Annotated in this window: 17 protein-coding genes; 16 read left to right on the forward strand and 1 reads right to left on the reverse strand. The window is 67.3% G+C overall.

Annotated elements, in window-relative coordinates; translation table 11 throughout:
* The first annotated feature begins 23 nt into the window (after positions 1 to 23).
* From mreC to ABB25_RS02270, 12 genes are all read left to right on the forward strand, one after another.
* A complete protein-coding gene (gene mreC / locus ABB25_RS02215) occupies positions 24 to 1,076 on the forward strand; it encodes a rod shape-determining protein MreC (RefSeq protein WP_057663103.1) in 1,053 nt (350 codons plus the stop codon).
* Positions 1,073 to 1,558, forward strand: coding sequence for a rod shape-determining protein MreD (gene mreD, locus ABB25_RS02220; RefSeq protein WP_057663106.1), 486 nt, complete (start codon positions 1,073 to 1,075; stop codon positions 1,556 to 1,558). The genes mreC and mreD overlap by 4 nt, the downstream gene beginning before the upstream one ends.
* On the forward strand, positions 1,555 to 3,594 hold the full coding sequence (gene mrdA, locus ABB25_RS02225) for a penicillin-binding protein 2 (protein WP_057663108.1): 2,040 nt from the start codon (positions 1,555 to 1,557) through the stop codon (positions 3,592 to 3,594). The genes mreD and mrdA overlap by 4 nt, the downstream gene beginning before the upstream one ends.
* Complete coding sequence (rodA, locus tag ABB25_RS02230; RefSeq protein ID WP_057663110.1) at positions 3,591 to 4,697, forward strand: rod shape-determining protein RodA; 1,107 nt, start codon at positions 3,591 to 3,593, stop codon at positions 4,695 to 4,697. Before mrdA ends, rodA begins: the two co-directional genes overlap by 4 nt.
* A gap of 309 nt (positions 4,698 to 5,006) precedes the next feature.
* Positions 5,007 to 6,146: a lytic murein transglycosylase B gene (mltB, locus tag ABB25_RS02235; protein ID WP_057663114.1), complete on the forward strand. Its 1,140-nt coding sequence runs from the start codon at positions 5,007 to 5,009 to the stop codon at positions 6,144 to 6,146.
* A complete protein-coding gene (locus tag ABB25_RS02240) occupies positions 6,143 to 7,201 on the forward strand; it encodes a septal ring lytic transglycosylase RlpA family protein (RefSeq protein WP_057663116.1) in 1,059 nt (352 codons plus the stop codon). The genes mltB and ABB25_RS02240 overlap by 4 nt, the downstream gene beginning before the upstream one ends.
* Positions 7,202 to 7,296: 95 nt before the next feature.
* Positions 7,297 to 8,499, forward strand: coding sequence for a D-alanyl-D-alanine carboxypeptidase family protein (locus ABB25_RS02245; RefSeq protein ID WP_057663118.1), 1,203 nt, complete (start codon positions 7,297 to 7,299; stop codon positions 8,497 to 8,499).
* Between the two features lie 132 nt (positions 8,500 to 8,631).
* Complete coding sequence (locus tag ABB25_RS02250; protein ID WP_057663120.1) at positions 8,632 to 9,639, forward strand: methionine ABC transporter ATP-binding protein; 1,008 nt, start codon at positions 8,632 to 8,634, stop codon at positions 9,637 to 9,639.
* Entirely contained in the window at positions 9,636 to 10,331 is a 696-nt protein-coding gene (locus ABB25_RS02255) for a methionine ABC transporter permease (protein WP_057663123.1), read from the forward strand. The genes ABB25_RS02250 and ABB25_RS02255 overlap by 4 nt, the downstream gene beginning before the upstream one ends.
* Positions 10,332 to 10,380: 49 nt before the next feature.
* Positions 10,381 to 11,175, forward strand: coding sequence for a MetQ/NlpA family ABC transporter substrate-binding protein (locus ABB25_RS02260; RefSeq protein ID WP_057663128.1), 795 nt, complete (start codon positions 10,381 to 10,383; stop codon positions 11,173 to 11,175).
* Positions 11,176 to 11,184: 9 nt separating this feature from the next.
* Positions 11,185 to 11,736 carry a hypothetical protein gene (locus ABB25_RS02265; protein ID WP_057663130.1) on the forward strand — a complete coding sequence of 184 codons (552 nt, stop codon included), beginning with the start codon at positions 11,185 to 11,187 and terminating at the stop codon, positions 11,734 to 11,736.
* A gap of 143 nt (positions 11,737 to 11,879) precedes the next feature.
* Positions 11,880 to 12,197: a DMT family transporter gene (locus ABB25_RS02270; protein WP_057663259.1), complete on the forward strand. Its 318-nt coding sequence runs from the start codon at positions 11,880 to 11,882 to the stop codon at positions 12,195 to 12,197.
* A gap of 56 nt (positions 12,198 to 12,253) precedes the next feature.
* Here the strand turns inward: ABB25_RS02270 and ABB25_RS02275 are convergent, their stop codons facing one another.
* The gene (locus ABB25_RS02275; RefSeq protein WP_057663132.1) at positions 12,254 to 12,880 is read right to left on the reverse strand and encodes an OmpW/AlkL family protein; all 627 of its coding nucleotides are present in this window, start codon (positions 12,878 to 12,880) and stop codon (positions 12,254 to 12,256) included.
* A gap of 227 nt (positions 12,881 to 13,107) precedes the next feature.
* Between ABB25_RS02275 and ABB25_RS02280 the strand changes: the two genes are divergently transcribed.
* The 4 genes from ABB25_RS02280 to lpdA all read left to right on the forward strand — a co-directional run bounded on the left by ABB25_RS02280 (position 13,108) and on the right by lpdA (position 17,579).
* The gene (locus ABB25_RS02280; protein WP_057663135.1) at positions 13,108 to 13,647 is read left to right on the forward strand and encodes a DNA-deoxyinosine glycosylase; all 540 of its coding nucleotides are present in this window, start codon (positions 13,108 to 13,110) and stop codon (positions 13,645 to 13,647) included.
* 114 nt (positions 13,648 to 13,761) lie between these two features.
* A complete protein-coding gene (gene aceF / locus ABB25_RS02285; protein WP_057663138.1) occupies positions 13,762 to 15,129 on the forward strand; it encodes a dihydrolipoyllysine-residue acetyltransferase in 1,368 nt (455 codons plus the stop codon).
* On the forward strand, positions 15,126 to 15,770 hold the full coding sequence (locus tag ABB25_RS02290) for a hypothetical protein (protein ID WP_057663142.1): 645 nt from the start codon (positions 15,126 to 15,128) through the stop codon (positions 15,768 to 15,770). The genes aceF and ABB25_RS02290 overlap by 4 nt, the downstream gene beginning before the upstream one ends.
* 15 nt (positions 15,771 to 15,785) lie before the next feature.
* Positions 15,786 to 17,579 carry a dihydrolipoyl dehydrogenase gene (gene lpdA / locus ABB25_RS02295; protein ID WP_057663145.1) on the forward strand — a complete coding sequence of 598 codons (1,794 nt, stop codon included), beginning with the start codon at positions 15,786 to 15,788 and terminating at the stop codon, positions 17,577 to 17,579.
* The last annotated feature ends 7 nt before the right edge of the window (positions 17,580 to 17,586 follow it).

Here is a 17,586-nt window from a genome sequence, read left to right on the forward strand (position 1 = left end):
TTACTTCAATCCTGCTGATCACTGTGCCGACTTACGCCGGACCCAATGTCGCTTCCCGCCCGGCCGATATCGGTGCGATCGTGCGCCTGCTGGTGCTGGTTGGCCTGGCACTGGTGCTGGTGGTGCTGGACAGCCGCGGCGGCTGGCTCAGCCAGTGGCGCACCCAGGCCAATGCCGTGGTGCAACCGGTGTGGGCCCTGCTCGGCCTGCCGACGCATGTCGCCGGCGCGGTGGGCGAGCGCCTGAACAGCCACGCCAGTGTGCTGGAGGAAAACCGGCGCCTGCGCGATGAACTGCTGGTGGCCAACGCCCGGCTGGCCCGGCTGCACGCCGCGGCAATGGAAAACGCGCGCCTGCGCGAACGCCTCGGGGTAGCCGAGCGCAATGGCCTGGATGTGCAGCTGGTGCCGATCCTGGATGTGGACCTGGATCCGGTGCGTCAGCGCCTGGTGCTGGCTGCCGGCAGCCGCCAGGGGGTGTATGTCGGCCAGGCGGTGATCGATGCCGGTGGCCTGGTCGGCCAGGTGATCGAAGTACAGCCGTTCCAGTCGGTGGTGCTGCTGTTGACCGATCCGGATCATGCCATTCCGGTCACCGTCGCGCGCAATGGCGTGCGTCTGATTGCCTATGGCCGCGGTGCGCGGCTGGAACTGCGTGACATCCCGCTCAGTGCCGAGGTCGAAGTTGGTGATGAAATCGTCACCTCCGGCCTGGGCGGGCGCTTTCCGCCCGGTTTCCCGGTCGGCAAGGTGACCACGCTGCGCCCGGATGACAGCCATGCCTTCCTGATCGGCGAGCTGACCCCGGCGGCCAAGCTCGATCGCGGCCAGGACGTGCTGCTGCTGCGCCTGCTGCCCGAGTTGCCGGCCGACAGCCCCGCACCTGCCGTCGCGCTCGATGCCCCGGCGCCGGCAATGCGCGCGGCCGCCGGGCCGGCAGTGGCACCCCGCCAGGCCGGTTCCGCCTTGCCGGTGCCGCGTGCTGCAGCGCCAACGCCCGTCGATTCCGCACCGCCGCAGCCAGCGCCGGAAACGCCACCGGCGACAATGCCGGCCGCTGCCGAGGGGCTGCGATGAGCCGCTGGCGTGGGCGTGGTTGGGTGGTACCGCTGTGCGTGCTGGTGGCCACCGTGCTCGGGGTAGTGCCATTGCCGGAGGCGGTGCAGCCGTTGCGCCCGTTCTGGCTGGCGCTGATCGTGGCCTGGATGGTCATCGAGCTGCCCGAGCGTTTCGGCATCGGCCGCGCCTTTCTGCTCGGCCTGCTGGCCGACATGGTCTACGGTTCGCTGTTGGGCGAGCATGCGCTGCGGCTGGTGCTGCTGACCTTCGTGCTGCAGCACTTCCGCGCGCGGATGCGGTTTTTCCCGCTGCTGCAGCAGGCGATGGTGATCGGCGTGCTGCTGTTTGCCGACCGCGGCCTGACCGCGCTGCTGCACCTGGTGCTGGGCCAGGCGGCGCAGCCCTGGCTGTGGTGGGGCGCACCGTTGGTCGGGATGCTGCTGTGGCCACCGCTGTTCGTTCTGCTTGACCGGCTGGGCCACGGGCGGCGCGGGCGATGAGTCTGGCGCGGCGGCGGCAAACCAAGAACCCGCATGCGGAGGCCGAGCAGTTCCGGCGCCGGGCTGCGATCGGTTTTGCCGGCGTGCTGCTGGCCCTGGGCGGACTGGGCGGCTGGTATTTCAAGCTGCAGGTGGTCGACCACGCCACCTATGCCACCCGTTCCGAATCCAACCGGATCAAGCCGCGGCCGGTCGTACCCGGGCGCGGCATGGTGTATGACCGCGCCGGGCGCCTGCTGGCCGAGAACGTGCCGGCTTTCCGGGTCGACATCACCCCGGACAAGGTCCAGGACATGGACGCCACCCTGGCCGGCCTGCGCACGATCTTCGCGCTCAGCGACGAGGACATCGAACGTTTCGAGCAGTCGCGCAAGGCGCGTCGGCGGTTTTTGCCGGTGACCCTGAAGCTGCGCGTGAGCGAGGAGGAGATGGCGCGCTTTGCGGTGGACCGCTGGAAGTATCCGGGGGTCGAGCTGGAGCCCTATCTGACCCGGCGCTACCCCTATGGCGAGCTGTTTGCGCATGTGATCGGCTATGTCGGCCGGGTTGATGACCGTGACCTGGAAGTGCTGGGCGAGGGCAATGCCGCGCTGACCCATATCGGCAAGTCCGGGCTGGAGCGTTATTACGAGGACCAGCTGCGTGGCCGCATCGGCTACGAGCAGGTGGAAACCAATGTGCAGGGGCGCGCGATCCGCACCGTGGGCCGGGTGCCGGCGCGTTCGGGCAGCGACCTGCGGCTTTCCATCGATGCCCAGCTGCAGCAGGCGATGGTCGCCGCGTTTGGTGAATTCGAAGGCGCGGCGGTGGCGATGGATCCGCGTACCGGCGAGATCCTGGCCATGGTCAGCCTGCCGGCGTATGACCCGAACCTGTTCGTCAACGGCATCTCGCATGCCGACTTCCGTGCGCTCAATGACAACCCCTCGCGGCCGCAGTTCAACCGGCTGGTGCTCGGCGGCGTCGCGCCGGGTTCGACCCTGAAGCCGTTGATCGCGCTGGCCGGGCTGGATGCCGGCGTGCGCCGGCCCGAAGACCGGGTGCTGTCCACCGGTATGTTCCACCTGCCCGGGGTCAGCCGTGGCTGGGGCGATGCCAGTCGTGGCGGCCATGGCTGGACCGACCTGCGCAAGTCGATCGCGCAGTCGGTGAACACCTATTACTACCGGCTGGCGCTGGATCTGGGGATCGAGCGTTTCGTGCAGTACATGCACCACTACGGCTTCGGCCAGCCGACCGGGATCGACCTGACCGGCGAGATCGGTGGCATCCTGCCCTCGCCGGCGACCAAGGCGGCCACGCGCAAGGAGCGCTGGTACCCGGGCGATACGGTCAATGCCTCCATCGGCCAGGGCGACTGGAAGGTCACCCCGCTGCAGCTGGTGCATGCCGTCGCTGGCCTGGCTGATGGCCAGTTGCGCCGGCCGCACCTGGCGGTGGCCAGCCGCGAGGGCTTCGATGCGCCCTGGCTGCCGCTGCCACAGCCGGCGCCGACCCCGATCAGTCCCAACCCTGACAACGTCCAGGTGGTACGCGAAGCGATGATGGCCACGATGCAGCCTGGTGGCAGCGGCGCGCGTACCGCCGCCGGCGCGCCGTACACGATGGCCGGCAAGACCGGCACCGCGCAGGTGGTCAGCCGCCGCGGCAGTGCCGCGGTGGATCCGCGCAGCCTGCCGATGCATCTGCGCCACCGCGCGCTGTTTGTCGGTTTTGCGCCGGCCGAAAACCCGCAGATCGCGGTGGCCGTCGCGGTGGAGGGCGGTGGTTACGGCGGTACTTCGGCCGGGCCGATCGCGCGCAAGGTGTTCGATGCCTGGTTGCTGGGCAAGCTGCCGGAGGGCATGCAGCCGCTGGACAGCGAGCGCGGCCTGACCGCACTGGCCGAGCGCACCCTGGAGGCCAGCAAGGACGGCTTGCCGCTGGCCCAGGTGCAGGCCGCCCGGCTGGCGGCACTGGCGGCAGAGACCGCGCCGGTGCAGATCGGTGCGCCGGCGCCTGCACCCTCAGCCACCGACAGCGGGCCGCCACGATGAGGGCGGTGCTGCGCTGGCTCGGTGACCTGGCCCATCGTTTTGGCCGCACCCTGGACCTGCCCCTGCTCGGCGCCCTGCTGGCGCTGATGGTGATCGGCCTGCTGGTGCTGCACAGTGCCGGCGGCATGGGCCTGGTCAAGGCGCAGGGTGCACGCTGTGTGGTCGGCCTGGCGGCGTTGTGGGCGATTTCGCGCATCCCTATCCTGCGCATCCGCGAACTGACCCCGCTGATCTACGCGCTGTCGATGCTGCCACTGCTGGCGGTGTTCGTGATCGGCACCGGCAAGTACGGGCGGCAGTGGATCAACCTGGGCCTGTTCTACCTGCAGCCGGCCGAACTGCTCAAGGTCTGCCTGCCGATGATGGTGGCCTGGTACCTGAACCGGATGCCGCTGCCGCCGCGGGTGCCGGTGGTGCTGGTGGCCGCGGCGATCATCGGCCTGCCCACCGGGCTGGTGATGCTGCAGCCGGATTTCGGCACCGCGGTGCTGATCGCCGCCTCCGGGGTGTTCGTGCTGTTGCTGGCCGGCCTGCCGTGGTGGTGGGTCGGGGTCGGTATCGGCGGCGTCGCCGCGGCCGCGCCGGTGGCCTGGTTCTGGTTCCTGCGTCCCTACCAGAAGGACCGCATCCTGATGTTCCTGGACCCGGAAAGTGATGCGCTCGGCGCCGGCTGGAACATCATCCAGTCCAAGATCGCAATCGGCTCCGGCGGCTGGAGCGGGCAGGGCTGGGGCCAGGGCAGCCAGGCGCATTTGAACTTCATTCCCGAGCAGACCACCGACTTTGCGTTTTCCGTGCTCAGCGAGGAGTTCGGCTGGCTGGGCGTGGCCACCGTGCTGGCCCTGTATGTATTCGTGGTCGGTCGCTGCCTGTGGATCGCGCTGGAATGCAAGGACGGCTATTCGCGGCTGTTGTGCGGGGCCACCGGGCTGGCCCTGTTTGTCTATGTGCTGGTCAATGGCGGGATGATTTCCGGACTGCTGCCGGTGGTCGGGGTGCCGATGCCGCTGATCAGTTATGGCGGCACTTCGGCGGTATCGCTGCTGGTCAGTTTTGGCCTGGTCATGGCCGCGCAGGCCCATCGGCCGGTCAATTACTCCTGATCCGTGACGTCAAGCGGGTTTTTTGATCAGGATCAAACCCATTACGGTGGTGCGCGTGCACAATGGCGCCCCCGCCGCAGCTAAGTGAATGCGCAGTTGAGGTACGGGTCGGATGCCGCGCCTGGCGCGCGTTCGATGGTCGAAGCAGGCGGCGTGGGGAGACGCTGGCCTGCGCTTGAATCGACCGTGAGTTGCCGGTTGCGTCCGCTGGGGATGGGGGACGCAACCGGTAATTCATTATTTTCCGGCGGTACCGGCCGGCGGGTTTGAGGTGTGCGATTTGCCCCGGCTGCTGCTAACCTCGACGACATGAAATTTCGTGCCCTGGCCTGTCTGGCGTCGCTGTCCCTGGTTGCCTGCGCAACCGGCGACCAGCACGCTCCCGCACCGGTAACCCGCGCTGTGGCGCCGGTACCGGCGACCTCCACCACGCCGGCAGAAGCCGCTCCCGAGTCCGCCCAGGCATTGCCCCCGGTCGAGGACTGGGCGCACCTGAGCCTGGAGCAGCAGCGCGAGCGCTTCATCGCCGAGGCCGCTGCCGCGCACCGGCTGGACCCGGCGGTACTGCATGCGGGCCTGGCCCAGGCGCAGATCAAGCCGGCCATCATCAGTGCGATGTCACGCCCGGCCGAGCGGGTCAAGCCGTGGCATGAGTACCGGCCGATGTTCATCAGCCAGGCGCGGATCGACGGCGGCCGCCAGTTCCTGGCCGAGCACCGCCAGGAGCTGGCCCGGGTCGAGCAACAGACCGGGGTGCCGGCACAGGTCATCGTGGCCATCATCGGGGTGGAAACCAGTTATGGCCGCAACACCGGCAGCCATCGCGTGCTCGATGCGCTGTACACGCTGGCGTTCAACTACCCGCGCAGTGGCGACCCGGCCAAGCTGGATCGTGAAATCCGCCGCGCGGCCTTTTTCCGTGATGAGCTGGCCAGGCTGTTCGTGCTGGCCCGCGATGAGCAGCTGGACCTGCTCGCCCTGCAGGGCAGTTATGCCGGGGCGATGGGCATGGGCCAGTTCATGCCGTCCAGCTATCTGGATTTTGCCGTGGATGGCGATGGCGACGGCCGTCGTGACCTGTTCACCAGCCGCGCCGATGTGTTTGCCTCCATCGCCAATTACTTTGTCCGCAAGGGCGGCTGGCAGCGTGGTGGCCTGATCGCGGTGCCGGCGACCCTGGCCGAGGGCCATGAGGAGTTCAATCCCGAAGACTGGACCCCGCGCTGGAGCCAGGCAGACCTGGCCCAGCGGGGTTACCGCGCCCGGGTGCCGGTACCGGCGGCGGCCACCGCCACCCCGATCAGCCTGGAGGGCGCGGCCGGCAAGCAGTACTGGCTGGGCTACCAGAACTACTATGCGATCACCCGTTACAACATCTCCAAGATGTATGCGATGGCGGTGTTCCAGCTGTCTGAAGCCATTGCCGGACAGGAGCTGCCGTCGGCATGAACCATTACCGCTGGGGATTGGGACTGATCGTACTGGCCTTGGCGGCCTGCAGCAGCGCACCACAGCGCGGCGTCGGCAGCGCCGACGGAGCCGGGGCGGGCACCGTGGTCAGCGGCAAGGCCGAGTGTCCGCCGGGCTCACCGTATGCACCGGCCAGCGAAGATCCTTCCACCCGCGGCCATTACACCGCCGGCGGCCTGTACCGCCCCGGGGTGAGTGACTCCACGCCGGCCTACATTCCCAATGTGGCCTGTATCCCCGAGCCGGTGGTGACCGACGAGCCGCGCTCGCCGGTCGGCAATCGCTCCCCGTATACGGTGCTGGGCAAGCAGTACCACGTGCTGCAAGATCCACGCGGCTACCAGGAAACCGGTATCGCCTCGTATTACGGCGCCAAGTTCCATGGCCGGTTGACCTCCAACCGCGAGGTGTATGACATGTACACCTTCAGTGCCGCGCACAAGTCCTTGCCGCTGCCCAGTTTTGCCGAGGTGACCAACCTGGAGAACGGGCAGAGCGTGATCGTCCGGGTCAATGACCGTGGTCCTTTCCATGACGGCCGGGTCATCGATCTGAGCTATGCCGCGGCAGTCAAGCTGGGCATTACCCAGCGCGGCACCGGCCAGGTCAGCGTGCGTGCGCTGACCCCGGGCCAGGAGCGTGGCCGGCGCGCGCGCCGCGATGCGGCCGCAGCCACCCCCACGTCCACTGCCATGCCCGCCACCGCGGCCACGACCGCGGCACTGGCCGAACCCGCCGCTGCCGTGGTCAGCACGCCGTTGCCGCAGGCGGTGACGGCTGCCGGCAGGGTCGCTGACAGCCCGCAGGCGGCCTTGCTGCAGGTGGCCAGTTTTGCCAGCCGTGACAATGCCGAACGTGCGCTGCAGCAACTGCTGCTGGCCGGGATTGCCGGTGGCCGGTTGCAGGATGTGGTCGCCGATGGACGCACCCTGTGGCGTCTGCGGGTGGCCGCCGATGACCACAGCACTGTGCCGCAACTGGTGCAGCGTATTGCCGCATTGGGTCTTGGCCAGCCGCGTGTGGTCAACGACTGAATCCAGGCCGGGTATTGTCGTGTGAGCGTGTGCACATCCGGCTCACCCGCCTACAATGGCCCATCCCCTCCCTGCTCCCGCAAGGTTGCGCTCTGATGAAATTCCGCTTTGCTGTTGCCGCCGCCGCCGCGCTGACCACCGGTCTGGTGCTGGCTCAGACCCCGCTGCCGACGCCGCGCGCAGCAACCCCCGCTGCGCCGGCGGCGGTGCAGATTCCCGCCGCTCCGGCGCCGAGCACCGCAACGGCCTGGTTGGTGATGGATCACGCCACCGGGCAGGTGCTGGCCGGTGAGAACATCCACACCCCGCTGCCGCCGGCCTCGATCACCAAGGTCATGACCTCCTACGTGATCGCCGCCGAAGTGGCTGCCGGCAAGATCAACCTGGATGACCAGGTGATGATGAGCGAGCGCGCCTGGCGTGAGGGTGGGGCCGGTACCGATGGCAGCTACTCCGGTTTCCCGGTCAACCAGACCGCGCGCCTGGAAGAGATGGAAAAGGGCATGGCGATCCAGTCCGGCAACGATGCGGCCATTGCGCTGGCCGAGCACGTGGCCGGCAGCCAGGAAGCGTTTGCCGAACTGATGAACAGCTATGCCGCCAAGATCGGCATGAAGGACAGCCACTTCGTCAACGCCCACGGCCTGACCGCCGAGGGCCACCAGGCCAGTGCCTATGACCTGGCCCTGCTGGGCCGCGCGCTGGTGCGTGATTACCCGGAAACCTATGCCTACAACAAGGTCAAGGAATTCACCGTCGGCAGCATCCGCCAGCACAACCGCAACCTGCTGCTGTGGCGTGATCCGAGCGTGGACGGGATCAAGACCGGTCACACTGCCGCGGCCGGCTACTGCCTGCTGTCCTCGGCCCAGCGCGGCGACCAGCGCCTGATCGTGGTGCTGCTCGGTGGCGCCTCGGAAAAGCAGCGCGCCGATGATTCGCTGGCACTGCTCAACTGGGGCTTCCGTTTCCACGAGACCCACCGCCTGTATGAGCCGGCCACGGCCATCACCACCCAGAAGGTGTGGAAGGGCCAGGCCGCCGAGCTGCAGCTCGGGGTGGCCCAGCCGTTGCTGGTCACCGTGCCGCGCGGCCGTTACGACGAGCTGAAGGCGGTGATGGATGTGCCGCGCGAGCTGGTGGCCCCGTTTGCCGCCGGCCAGCAGGTCGGCACCGTCAAGGTCAGCCTGGATGACAAGGTCATCGCCCAGGCACCGTTGGTGGCGGTTGCCGCCGTCGAGGAGGCCGGCTTCTTCAAGCGCCTGTGGCATTCGCTGCTGATGTGGTGGAACAGCTGAGCGCAGGCGTCTGGTCGTCACTGGACGACCGGCATGAAAAATCGGCATGACCTGCTGAACTTTGGCACGGGCGCCCAGGCGCCCGTTGCTGTTAGGCTGCACGCCCCACGTTTGTGATGCCCCACGCTTGCCGTGATTGAATTCCGTCAGATCCACAAGTCCTACCCGGTTGCCGGGCGCTCGCTCCAGGCCCTGGCGCCACTGGACCTTTCTGTGCGTGCCGGCGAGGTGTTCGGCATCATCGGCCATTCCGGTGCCGGCAAGTCGACCCTGATCCGCCTGATCAATGGCCTGGAACTGCCCAGCGGCGGCGAGTTGATCGTCGATGGCCAGTCCATCACCGCGCTGGACGCGGACGGCCTGCGCACCTTGCGCCGCCGGATCGGGATGATCTTCCAGCACTTCAACCTGCTTTCCAGCCGTACCGTGGCTGCCAATGTGGCCTTTCCACTGGAGCTGGCCGGTGAATCCAGGCCTGCCATTGCCGCGCGGGTGGCGGAATTGCTGGCCACCGTCGGCCTGACCGAGCACGCCGACAAGTACCCGGCGCAGCTGTCCGGCGGGCAGAAGCAGCGCGTGGGCATTGCGCGCGCGCTGGCGACCCGGCCGTCGATCCTGCTCTGCGATGAGGCCACCAGCGCGCTGGACCCGCAGACCACCGCCCAGGTGCTGGAGCTGCTGGCGCGGATCAACCGCGAACTGGGCCTGACCATCGTGCTGATCACCCACGAGATGGACGTGATCCGCCGGGTCTGCGACCGGGTGGCGGTGCTCGATGCCGGCGTGGTGGTGGAGAGTGGCGCGGTGGCCGATGTGTTCCTGCATCCGCAGCACCCCACCACGCGCCGCTTTGTCAGCGAATACGAGCACAGCGACGAGGAGGCGATGCTGGCCGACCTGGCTGCCGCCGGTGGCCGGGTGGTGCGCCTGACCTTTGTCGGCAGTGATACCTACCAGCCGTTGCTGGGCCGGATCGCGCGCGAGACCGGGGTCGATTACAGCATCCTTTCCGGGCGTATCGACCGTATCCGCGACACCCCGTACGGCCAGTTGATGCTGGCCCTGACCGGTGGTGATACCGCCGCGGCGCTGGCCGCGTTTGCTGCTGCCGGTGTCCATGTGCAGGAGGTGCAGGCATGAATCCGATGATCGCCGCCGCGGACGGTTTCTTCCGCCATCTGGATGCCGGCAAGTGGGCCGATATCGGCCAGGCCAGCATCGATACCCTGCTGATGCTCGCCGGCTCGCTGCCGCTGACCATCGCCATCGGCCTGCCGCTGGGCGTGGCGCTGTTTTTGACCGGCAGCCCGCAGCTGGGGCGCAGGCCGTGGCTGTATGGCGGGCTGGCGCTGGTGGTCAACCTGCTGCGCTCGGTGCCCTTCATCATCCTGATGATCGTGCTGATCCCGGTCACGCTGGCCTTGATGGGCACCTCGCTGGGTGTGCGCGGGGCGATCCTGCCGCTGGTGATTGGCGCGGCGCCGTTCTATGCCCGGCTGGTGGAGACTGCCCTGCGCGAGGTCGACCGCGGCGTGGTCGAGGCCTCGCTGGCGATGGGCGCCACCACCTGGCAGCTGGTGACCCGGGTGCTGCTGCCCGAGGCGCGCCCGGGCCTGATCGCCGGGGCCACGGTCACCGTGGTCGCGCTGGTCGGGTTCACCGCGATGGGCGGTGCGATCGGCTCCGGTGGCCTGGGCGATCTGGCCTTCCGTGATGGTTACCAGCGTTCGCATACCGATGTGGCCCTGGTCACCGTGGTCGCGCTGCTGGTGCTGGTCCAGCTGCTGCAGATGGCCGGCGACTGGCTGGTCACGCGCTACACCCGTCGCTGAGCGGTCTACACTTGCCGGCCACTCCCCCCGATTTTCACAGGACGTTTCGATGATCAAGTTGTTGGCTCTTCCCGTGCTGGCGGTGACGCTGGCCCTGACTGCCTGCGGCAAGCCGGCCGCGCAGGACGACAAGCTGGTGGTTGCCGCGACCGCGGTGCCGCATGCGGAGATCCTGGAGGTGGTCAAGCCGCTGCTGGCCGAACAGGGCCTGAGCCTGGAGGTGCGCGTGTTCAATGACTACGTGCAGCCCAACGACCAGCTGGTGCAGGGTCAGGTCGATGTCAATTACTTCCAGACCGAACCCTACCTGGATGCCTACAACGCCGACCGCGGTACCGCGCTGGTGACCGTCACCGGGGTGCATATCGAGCCGTTCGGTGCCTATTCGCGTCGCTACACCGCGCTGGACCAGCTGCCGGTCGGGGCCGATGTGGTGATCCCGAATGACCCGTCCAACAACAGCCGTGCGCTGATCCTGCTGCATACCGCCGGGGTGATCACCCTGGCCGACCCGTCCAATGCGCTGTCCACCCAGCGCGACATCACTGCCAACCCGAAGCAGCTGAAGTTCCGCGAGCTGGATTCGGCGATGCTGCCGCGGGTGCTCGACCAGGTCGACCTGGCGCTGATCAACACCAACTACGCGCTGGATGCCGGGCTGAAGCCGACCGAGGATGCGCTGGCGATCGAATCGGCGGAATCGCCGTATGTGAACTTCCTGGTCTCGCGCGTGGACAACAATGACGATGCGCGCGTGCAGCAGCTGGCGACGGCACTGACCAGCCCGCAGGTCAAGGCCTTCATCGAGCAGAAATACGCCGGCGCGGTGCTGCCGGCGTTCTGAGCCGGGCGCATGCCACTGCTGCTGGCCCTGCCGCTGTCCATCGCGCTGCTGCTGGTGCTGCTGCTGGCGTTGTGGCCGCTGGCTTTCTACCTGCGTCTGCGTCGCGGCACCTCGCCCCGCCAGCTGCAGCGCTGGCCGCTGCGGTTGCAGCTGGCCGGCTGTCTGCTTTCGGCCTCAACCCTGTTGCTGATCGCCCTGGTGGCCGGTTACTGGTGGCCCGGAGCCTTGTTGCATGCCGCTGGTGGGATGGCCTGCGGCATCGTGCTGGGCCTTCTGGCACGGTTGCCGGCACGCGTGTTGTCCGGGCCGGGCGGGGTGTTCGTCACCCCCAGCCGCGGGTTCGTCTGGGGCCTGCTGGCGGTGGTGGTGCTGCGCCTGGGCGCGGGCCTGTGGCTGAGCCTGCAGGTGATGCTGGCTGGCGCCAGCTGGCCGGTGAGCGGTTGGATGAGCCACGCCGGCCTGCTCGGGCTGGCGGCGCTGCTGGTGGGCAGTGCGCTGGGCAATGTGTGCTGGATGAGCCATGAGCTGAGCCGGCAGCAGCGGCTTTATCGACGCCGCTGAAGCCCTGGTGATGGTCGGTTCAGCGGGTCATGCCAGGATTCGGCGCGGCTGGATGGCACGAGCATCCGTTTTCGAGGACGACCTCGCCCGTGGTGGGAACTGTTTGCCGGGACGACCCGGGTCTATCGAAAGGAGGGCCCGTGATGGCCTGGATCTACCTGTTGTTGGCTGGCCTGCTGGAAGTGGTGTGGGCCTGTTCGATGAAGCTGTCGGACGGTTTCAGCAAACCGGTGCCGGCCACCATCACCATCGTCACCATGATTGGCAGCTTTGCCTTGCTGTCCCTGGCGATGCGCTCACTGCCGCTGGGCACGGCCTATACGATCTGGACCGGTATTGGTGCCGTGGGTGCCTTCGTGCTGGGTATCGTTGCACTGGGCGAGCCGGTCACCCCGCTGCGGATCACGGCGGCGGTCCTGATTGTCAGCGGGCTGGTGCTGATGAAACTGTCCGCGACCTGATGCAGACAAAAGGCCGGCCCCGCAGGGCCGGCCTTTTGCCTGTCCATCAGGCGGGCTCAGAAACGGGCGCCGATGCCCAGGCCCACCACCCACGGGTCCAGCTTCAGATCGCTGCCGCTGCCCTGGCCACCCACGGTCAGCTCCGGTCGGGCATGCAGGTAACGCGCATCGGCGCGTACAAACCAGGTCGGGTTGATGTTCATGTCCACACCGACGGTGCCGATGGCGCCCTTGGCGGTTTCCACCCCGACATGCAGCCCGTCCAGTGCCGGGATGTCCTCGTTGCTGAAGTTGGATTCGTAGTAACCCACACCGACAAACGGGCGGAAGGTGGTGTCGGCCTGGCCGAAGTGGTACTGCGCGCTCAGGGCCAGCGGCTGCTGCTCCACGGTGCCCAGCTTGGCGCCGGTATCGCTGTTGACCCGGTGATTGAATTTATCGGCCGCGCCCCACAGCTCGACGGCGAAATTGTCATTGAGGTACCAGCTGGCGCTCAGGGTCGGTGCCGGGTCGCCATCGATATCGCCGATGCCTGCACCTGCATCGCCCTTGGGCTGCAGATGGGCGATCCCGCCGACCACGGCAAAACGCTTGCCCGAAGCTGTATCGGTGTTGTCCTGGGCGAAGGCGGGGGCGGCAATCACGGTGGCAGTGGCCAACGCCAGAGCGGTGATGATGCGCATGGGGAGTCTCCTTTTCTAACCTGTTGCTGGGGTCGTGATCATTGCGATGGTTCGCGCTGCAGGGCGTTGGCCGTCGCAAGACCGGGCCATGCTGGCGCGGATTGAATGAATGTTTGCCGACAATCGACGTTCAACCAGGGCTCATTCAGGCGCGGCGGCGAGCAGCGGCGACGCTGCGGCAGTGATGGCTGCCAAGGTGTTCATTGGTGTCACGGGAGTGTGATGAAATGCAGGTGTTACAAGGCTTTTCTGCGCAGGTTGCCAGCAACACGCGGGTATTGATCCTGGGGTCCATGCCCGGCACGGCTTCGTTGACGGCAGGGCAGTACTACGCCCACCCGCGCAACCGTTTCTGGCCGGTGATGCAGGCGGTGTGCGGGGTGGATGCCCAGCTGGCCTACCCGCAACGGCTGCAGGCCCTGCAGGGCCGGGGGGTGGGGCTGTGGGACGTGCTGGCGCGCTGCCAGCGCCAGGGCAGTCTGGATTCAGCCATCCGCCGGCAAAGCGAAGTTGCGGTGGATCTGCCCGGTTTATTGCCGCATTGCCCGCAATTGGCGTTGATCGTCTGCAATGGCACCGCCGCCGCGCGGCTGTATTCCCGGCATCTGCAGGCGGCGGTCCTGGCCCTGCGTCCCGGGCTGGAAATGCTGGCACTGCCATCCACCAGCCCGGCCAATGCCTCCTGTTCATTGGCTGCGTTGGCCGTGCACTGGCAGCCGCTGCGCAGCTGGCTGCTGCCGATGGGGCCGGTACAGCAGGGGCAATGAATGCTGCAACCGCACATGGATTGTGTGACGGCCAGAGTGTTTGACCGGTTGGCACCGCTGCGTGGGCGGACCACAATACGGCGTTAATTAATACATATGTACTCGGAGTAGCCCATGGCGCAAATCAAAGAAGCACGTGTCCCGGACATCGGTGACTACAGTGATGTCCCGGTGATTGAAGTGCTGGTGGCTGTGGGCGACACCGTTGCCAAGGACCAGGGGTTGGTAACCCTCGAGTCGGACAAGGCGACGCTGGAAGTGCCTTCGGCCTTTGCCGGTGTGGTGCGCGAGATCAAGGTCAAGCTCGGTGACAGCCTGTCCGAAGGCGCGCTGGTGGCGATGATCGAAGTGGCCGAAGACGCGGCCGACACCGCCCCGGCACCGGTAGCCGCCGCACCTGCACCGGCACCTGCACCTGCACCTGCACCTGTACCTGTACCTGTACCGGCACCGGCACCGACGCCCGCACCCGCACCCGCCGCTGTGACCGCCCCGGCACCGGCAGCCAGCGAACCCAGCAGCCCGCCGGTGGCGTTCACTGCCGATGCGGTGCTGCCGGCCAAGGTTCCTTACGCCAGCCCGGCAGTGCGCGTGTTTGCGCGCGAGCTGGGGGTGGATCTGCTGCAGGTCACCGGCAGTGAGCAGGGCGGTCGTATTACCCGGGCTGATGTGCAGAAGTTCGTCAAGGCCGCACTGACCGCTGGCGCTGCAACGGCTGGCAGCAACGTCGGGGCCGGCAATGGGCTGAACCTGCTGCCGTGGCCGAAGGTGGACTTCGCCAAGTTCGGTGAGATCGACACCCAGCCGCTGAGCCGCATCCAGAAGATTTCCGGTGCCAACCTGGCGCGCAACTGGGCCATGATTCCGCACGTCACCCAGTTCGACCAGGCCGACATCACCGGGCTGGAAGCCCTGCGCGTGCAGCTGAACAAGGAAAACGAAAAGTCCGGCATCAAGCTGACGATGCTGGCGTTTTTGATCAAGGCCAGTGCCGCGGCGCTGAAGCAGTTCCCGCAGTTCAACGCCTCGCTCGACGCCTCGGGCGAGAACCTGGTGCTGAAGAAGTACTTCCATATCGGTTTTGCCGCCGACACCCCGAACGGGCTGGTGGTGCCGGTGATCCGTGATGTCGACCGCAAGGGCGTGCTGCAGATTGCCCAGGAAACCGCCGAACTGGCCAGGAAGGCGCGCGACGGCAAGCTCGGCCCGGCCGACATGCAGGGCGGCTGTTTCTCGATCTCCTCGCTTGGTGGCATCGGCGGTACCGCCTTCACTCCGATCATCAATGCACCGGAAGTGGCCATCCTCGGCGTGTCCAAGTCGAGCATGCAGCCGGTCTGGAATGGCAGCGCGTTCGAGCCGCGGCTGACCCTGCCGTTGTCGCTGAGCTATGACCATCGCGTCATCGACGGCGCTGCCGCCGCCCGCTTCACCAGCTACCTGGGCAACGTGCTGGCCGACATGCGCCGGGTGCTGCTGTGAGTGCAGGGCTGCGTGGTATCTGCCTGGCCCTGCTGGCGGCCGCGCCGCTGGCCCAGGCCCAGGTCTGCACGCTGGACATGGGCCCCGGCTGGCCGGCGGCCACCGGCAATTACGGCCAGGCCGCGGTGAGCCTGCTTGGTGGCGAGCATGCCGATGGTATTGCCTGGTTGTCGTTGCCCAAGCGTGGCAGCGAAAGCCAGCTGCAGCTGGCGCCCGATGAGCAGGGCCAGTGGTGGGTAGTCCGGGCCCGAGCCGAGGAGCGCATTCACCACATCAGCAACGACCGCAACAGTTTTGGTGTCCAGCTGCGGCTGGAGCAGCAGCCGGAGATCGAGCGCGCCCCGATTCCCGCCGAACTGGCGCAGCGCATCCTGGCGCACTGGCAGCGGGTACTGGCCCAGGTCCAGATGGCCGAGCGGGCCCCGGTGATGGGCGAGGAGGATATCTTCTCGCTGCAGCTCAATGGCCAGCGCTACAGCGGCCGTGAACCCGGCTGCAGTGCCCTGGTGCGACTGCTGGACCAGCGCGCCCTGCTCGAGGAGCTGGCCGGCAGCAAGGAAAAGAAACACGAAAAGCGCTACGAGGCGATCGGCCGCGCGCTGGACAAATACGACGAACGGGTTGCCGAAGGCAAGGCCTGAGGCGCGGAGACACACATGGCAACGATTGAAATCAAGGTCCCGGATATCGGTGACTACAACGACGTCCCGGTGATCGAGATCCTGGTGGCCGTCGGCGACACCGTGGCCAAGGACCAGGGTCTGGTGACCCTGGAATCAGACAAGGCCACGCTGGAAGTGCCGTCCTCGGCCGCGGGTGTGGTCAAGGCCGTCAAGGTCAAGCTCGGCGATACCCTCAGCCAGGGCGATGTGGTGGTGCTGTTGGAGGAGGCCACGGCTCAAGCGTCGGCGCCCCCGCCCGCACCGGCCCCGGCCCCGGCCAGCAAGCCGCCGGTGACCCCGTCGCACCGTGCACCGAACCCGGCGGTGGCCGCCAAGGCGCTGCCGGCCTCCGGCCGCCAGGCCGACATCAGCTGCCGCTTGGTGGTGCTGGGCGCCGGCCCCGGTGGCTACACCGCGGCCTTCCGTGCGGCTGATCTGGGCATGGATACCGTACTGGTCGAGCGCTATGCCAGCCTGGGCGGTGTCTGCCTCAACGTCGGCTGCATCCCGTCCAAGGCGCTGCTGCATGCGGCCGAAATCATTGACCATGCCGCCCATGCCAGCGAACTGGGCATCGACTTTGGCGCCCCGTCGATCAACCTGGACACCCTGCGTGGTTACAAGGAAAAGGTCGTCGGTCAGTTGACCAAGGGGCTGGCCGGCATGGCCAGGCAGCGCAAGGTGCGCACCGTGCAGGGCACGGCGGTGTTTGTCTCGGCCAACGAGCTGGAAATCACCGGCGACGACGGCAAGACCCAGCTGCTGCGCTTCGAGCAGTGCATCATCGCCGCCGGTTCGCAGGCGGTGAAGCTGCCGAACTTCCCGTGGGACGATGCGCGCGTGATGGACTCCACCGATGCACTGGAGCTGGCCGAGGTGCCCGGTTCCTTGCTGGTCGTCGGCGGCGGCATCATTGGCCTGGAAATGGCCACCGTATACAGCGCACTGGGCGCCAGGGTCACCGTGGTCGAGTTCATGGACCAGCTGATGCCCGGCGCCGACAAGGACCTGGTCAAGCCGCTGGCCGACCGGCTCAAGAAGCAGGGCATCGAGGTCCACCTCAAGACCAAGGCCGCTGGCGTCACTGCTGGTGGCGATGGCATCACCGTCACCTTCGAGGCCGCCGATGGTGGCACCCCGGCGCTGGCGCAAGGTACCTTCGACCGCGTGCTGGTCGCGGTGGGCCGCGCACCGAACGGCAACAAGATCGCGGCCGACAAGGCCGGTGTGGCTGTGACCGACCGCGGCTTCATCCCGGTCGATCGCCAGATGCGCACCAATGTGTCGCACATCTTTGCCATCGGTGACATCGTCGGCAACCCGATGCTGGCCCACAAGGCCACCCACGAAGGCAAGCTGGCCGCCGAAGTGGCCTTTGGCGAGAAGCGCGAATGGGTGGCCCGCGTCATCCCGTCGGTGGCCTATACCAACCCGGAAATCGCCTGGGTCGGTGTCACCGAAAACGAAGCCAAGGCGCAGGGCCTGAAGGTCGGTGTGGCCAAGTTCCCGTGGGCGGCCAGTGGCCGCGCGATTGGCAGCGGCCGTACCGAAGGTTTCACCAAACTGCTGTTTGACGAGCAGACCCAGCGGGTGATCGGCGGGGCGATCGTCGGCCCGCATGCCGGCGAGCTGCTGGCCGAGATCTGCCTGGCCATCGAGATGGGCGCCGAGGCCGGCGACATCGGCCATACCATCCACGCCCATCCCACACTGAGCGAATCGGTGGCAATGGCCGCGGAGATCTTCGAAGGCACGATCACCGACCTGTACCTGCCAAAGAAGAAGTAAACGAAAA

The sequence above is a fragment of the Stenotrophomonas koreensis genome (genome assembly GCF_001431525.1).
Classification (GTDB): Bacteria; Pseudomonadota; Gammaproteobacteria; order Xanthomonadales; family Xanthomonadaceae; genus Stenotrophomonas; species Stenotrophomonas koreensis.